Consider the following 4,225-nt stretch of genomic DNA (forward strand, 5'->3'; position numbering starts at 1 on the left):
ACCTCGCGCGCGCCCGCACCGCAACGTGACAACCCCGTCCAACGCCATCTCACGTCAGCTCAATCACACCGCGTGCTACGCGCCGCGGCGATGAGCACGTGGCGCGGGGTCGTCGCGGCCGCTTGAAAATAGCTGTGGCGTCGTCCACTCGCACTCTTCGCATGGCAACGTGACGATGCCGCCAGACGAGTTGCTATCGCTACTGGGGCAGCGGGATCTGGACCGTTTACGGCCGTGAACTCGCGCGGCGCACCAATGACATCCTGGAGTACGATTTCTGATCGTAGAAGCTCACCGCTCGTTTTCAATGACAAAGGCTCCTCGGTCACGCGACGAGCGCGCCGACATCGAGCATGATGCCGGGGGGCGAGGGCCGGCGCGAGAACCCCGGAGGTCAGTTGTTCCTTCAAAGGCCCCTACCTGGACGACGCCGAGTTGCTCTACGACAAGCATGGCCTCCGGAAATGATCGTCGGCACGGCGGCGCCATCCTGTACCGCGAGCCGGAGGCTCAAGCCTTCGTCGCTTATGAAGCCGACGTCTGCCACATCGGCGTCGCGAACTCTGTCGAACTGTCGGTGGCGATCGAAAGCAAGCTCGGACCGGACGTCATGCGCCAGACCGAGGCCTTCCTTTCGACGCGCCGGCGTCGTCCTCGAACCGGTCACCCTCGAGCACGGCGAATTGACCCGGCAGGCCTTTCTCGACTTCGGTAAGGGCCGCCACAAGGCCGGCCTGAAGTTCGGCGACTTTTTTTACGGGCTCGCCAAGGCGACGGTCGAAGCCCTCCTATTCAAGGACCAGGATTTCGCTTTAGCCGACATCAGGCCGGCATGAGCAAGTCCCCTGCCCTGCCGGAGAACTATCAACCGGGCGAGCCCCCCTGCCCTCCCGACTCGAGCCGCTGGCCGAAACGGCCCGGGCCTACGCCCGCGCCGCAACGTTCAAGAACACGAACCGCGCCTATGCCGCCGCTTGGCGCGACTATCTGCGCTAGCGCGCCCGCCAGGGCCTCGACCTCTCGCTGACCCCGCAGACGTCGGCCTCCTCCATCTCGCGACGATACCGTCCGGTTCCGCGGGCCCGCGCGGCAGGCCACGGACCGTCACCACGATCAAGCGGCGGTTTCGGCGGTCGCGTGGAAATTCGAGATCGACGGCGCCCGCTTTCAAGGCCCAGTGAGTTCGTCAGGCGACGAGATGGCGACGCCGAAAGGCAGAAAGTGCTTCGTGTTTCGTGTGACCACAACAAGGTCGTGAGCTTTCGCAATACCGGCAACGACGGCGTCTGCCATGCCCGGATCGTGCCCTTCTGCGATGGCTTTGGCCTCCAATTGACCGGCGATCGCTGCTGCATAGGCATCGAGGCCGATGACCTTGTCGTCGTAGTTCGAAATCAGGCCGGCGAGCCAGATCCTCAGGGCTGCCGCCTTTTTGGTCGCTCCCTTGTGTTCGGACAGAGCAATTCCCTTTTCGATCTCGTGGACGCTAACGACGGAGAGGAAGATCCTGCCTTCACGGTCCATGCGCTCCAACCAGTCCGTGAACGTGACCGAGGCATCGTTCCGTGAAGGGGAGAGCGTCGAGATGACGTTGGTGTCGAGCAGGTAGCCGGTCACAGGTCGACGTCCCGAGACGGCGAGCGGTTGCGCTCGAATTCGCCTCCTGGAAAGGTCCTGAGGTAGGCGACAAGTCCGTGACGCTTCCGTTCAATCGCTTTGCGCGCGATCTCTGCGGCTTCGACGGAGACGAGAGCGGCGACCGGCTTGCCGTGGCGGGTGATGGTCACGAACTCGCCCCTGAGGGCTGCGTCGACGAGGTTGGAGAATCCGGCCTTGGCCTCTTTGAGATTGATGGTTGGCATCGGCGGGTCCGTTTCAATGTGGTCACTTGTGACCACACTAGCATGTTCGCGGGTTAAAGCTCACGCGTTTTAGGGGGCAGGTCGTTTAGCGGGAATTCGGATGTTGCTACAGGTCGTCCGCGCCGTGAGCTTCGGCCTGGCGCCTCTGGCGACCCCCGCGTCCCGGCGCCTTATGCCGCCGGGAGCCGAGAAGCCGGCGAGGCTTCGCGTGTGCTGCGACTCGGGCGGGCCCGCCTGATTCGGCTGCCCGGCTTCGATGAGGGGCCAATCGCGAGGCGCGAACATTGGACGTCGATCAAAAAATTCTGGCTGGAAACCGATCCGGAGCAGCGACGCGCCCTGGAGTTTGACCACTCGCGGCCATCCTGCCGATCGACCGGCGCGACCGCTTGGCGCAGTTCCTGACAGACGGCGACGTCGAGATGCTGAAACACCTCGGCAGCGAAGGCAAGGGAGGAAGACACGGTGAGGGCGCTGGCGTCGGACGCCGCCGATCTCAATGCTTGGGCGCTGGCCGGAACCGGCGGTCCCCTGCCTTGGCCCGCGACCGAAAATCTTCCAACTCAAGTTCGTCGCCCGTCACCTGTGGACCTGTCCCGCGGTCGGCGCTGGGTGGCTGCATCGCTGGATGGACTCGATTGGCCCTTCGCTCCGCCTGCCCCGCGGTCGCCGGGGGACAGGCGGTGTGCGCGTCCGTCCGCCCGCGCCGCCGAAAGAGTGGGCGCGCCGTGACGCGCGATATTCTCGACCGCCTTCTAGCTAGCGACTTGCGCCTCCGACCGTTTGGTCGACGCGCGCTGCGCCGCCATCCTGACCGTCGCCTTCGCCTCCGGCGGCCGGCGGCACAGCGACGTTGCGGGGCTGCGAGCAGTGCAGGTTCAGGGGTAGCCCCCTGTTCCCTTCGATCGCGCGGCCCCGAATTCCGCCGCCCTGCCCTGTCTCGCCATCCGGCTCGGTCGCAACAAGAGAATGGTCGCCGCCGACGACGGTGAGGTGCTGTCGGTCGCGGCGCTCAGGGAGCGGCTGGAGCGAACCGACATTGCGAAAGGCCGCGCGTCTCGCGCCATTGACCGCCCTGGCGCCGCAGTAGATCAACCTGATCGTCAAGCGCCGGTGCGCGGCGGCGGGTCTCGACCCGCGGGACTTGTCGGCGCACGGACTGCGGGCATGCAATCTGACCGAAGTGGCGCTGCGGCGTCTCGTTGCCGGAAGCGATGCAACAATCTCAGCACCGCTCGGTCCAGTATGCGCGAGCTATTACACGATGCGAAACGGCCGCGCGGAAGGGCGACGCGCTTAGGCGTGTAAGTAGGGATGGAGGGCTTCCGGTGCAGCAGGTTGACCTAGGCCTTGTCGGCAGCCTCGTCGCGAACCGTAAAAGACCAACTCCTGGCCCTGATCAAAGACGAGCCTCGTAGCCTAGTCGGCGCTTCCTCAACAGCCAGGCCTTCGGAGTTGGGAACTCCCAACTCCTAGCTGCCAACGCCGGCTCGCTGAGAGCGGGCAGACGTGCCAGCTGAGACCCCGCGTCCATCCGCGTTTTGATTTTGTCCGCCGTATTCGACTCAATAAATCGTGCGACGGACCGCCATGGGTTCGGCAAAAAAGGGAATGGACGAGAGCGTCATTCATGAAGTCGGGCACCTTTCTGTTGTTTCTTTGGAGTGGGGGATCTGCGAAGGAACGCATATCGGTACTGCGGTCTGTCGATCGAACCGCCCTGCCCGAATCTTCAGTCTGGTTCTGGAGTGGGGCCGGGTTGGCCAAAGGGGCCGGCGGATCGTTGAGTTTTGCCCCACCGCGGCCCCGGCGAAAGTCGCGCTGGAGTGCGCGTGGCAGGCGATAGTTGGGAGCTCCCAACTTTTTCGCGGCCGAACAAGATCAGCTTATGGCCACGGATAGATGCCTCGGAGATGGGCCTATCTCGACAATCGCCGCGATCGGGTGTTGGCACCCCGAAGTGACCCAAGTGTCTCCTGGGGCGCGGGTCGCCGCCCGGGGCGCAAAGCGCAGCACACGAATAGCTCAGAAGCATGCCGTACAGGGCGACCTTAAACGCCTTGTTCCATAATCGCCGACCAAACTTCTAATTGCATCCGCTAGAAACGCGCCGCCGCACCCGCTAGCTCAAAGTAAGAAACAACGTTCCACTTCACGGCCAAAATAGTTAATCTGAGTTAACCCTTTTTCGGTTGACCAAATGGAAGAATCGGCTTCACCTACGCGGCAGCCGCTGTGATACGGGATTTGCCGTAGATGACGCCCCAGACAAACGCAGTCACCCCGAACCCACCCTTGCGGGCTCCGGCGTCACTCGACGATCTTATCGCTGAAAACGCAAGAACCCTTTCGGCGCAGTTGAA

The 4,225-nt window shown here is 63.6% G+C and carries 3 protein-coding genes; 1 reads left to right on the top strand and 2 read right to left on the bottom strand.

The features are described 5' to 3' along the window. Positions 1-683 precede the first annotated feature (683 nt). Positions 684-836 (top strand): type II toxin-antitoxin system VapC family toxin, encoded by a 153-nt coding sequence (locus tag ACLP25_RS24825; protein ID WP_442471792.1) that lies wholly within the window; start codon positions 684-686, stop codon positions 834-836. Positions 837-1,167: 331 nt separating this feature from the next. Here ACLP25_RS24825 and ACLP25_RS24830 read toward each other — a convergent pair whose 3' ends face one another. Together ACLP25_RS24830 and ACLP25_RS24835 are read right to left on the bottom strand one after the other, a co-directional pair. After that, a complete protein-coding gene (locus tag ACLP25_RS24830) occupies positions 1,168-1,617 on the bottom strand; it encodes a type II toxin-antitoxin system VapC family toxin (protein ID WP_442471793.1) in 450 nt (149 codons plus the stop codon). Continuing rightward, positions 1,614-1,862 (bottom strand): type II toxin-antitoxin system Phd/YefM family antitoxin, encoded by a 249-nt coding sequence (locus tag ACLP25_RS24835; RefSeq protein WP_442471794.1) that lies wholly within the window; start codon positions 1,860-1,862, stop codon positions 1,614-1,616. Before ACLP25_RS24835 ends, ACLP25_RS24830 begins: the two co-directional genes overlap by 4 nt. Positions 1,863-4,225: the final 2,363 nt, after the last annotated feature.

The organism is Roseiarcus sp. (genome assembly GCF_052145395.1).
Lineage (GTDB): Bacteria > Pseudomonadota > Alphaproteobacteria > Rhizobiales > Beijerinckiaceae > Roseiarcus.

Bases quoted from the DNA above. Each gene is read 5' to 3' on its own strand.
- ACLP25_RS24835 (WP_442471794.1), bottom strand. From the start codon at position 1,862: ATGCCAACCATCAATCTCAAAGAGGCCAAGGCCGGATTCTCCAACCTC.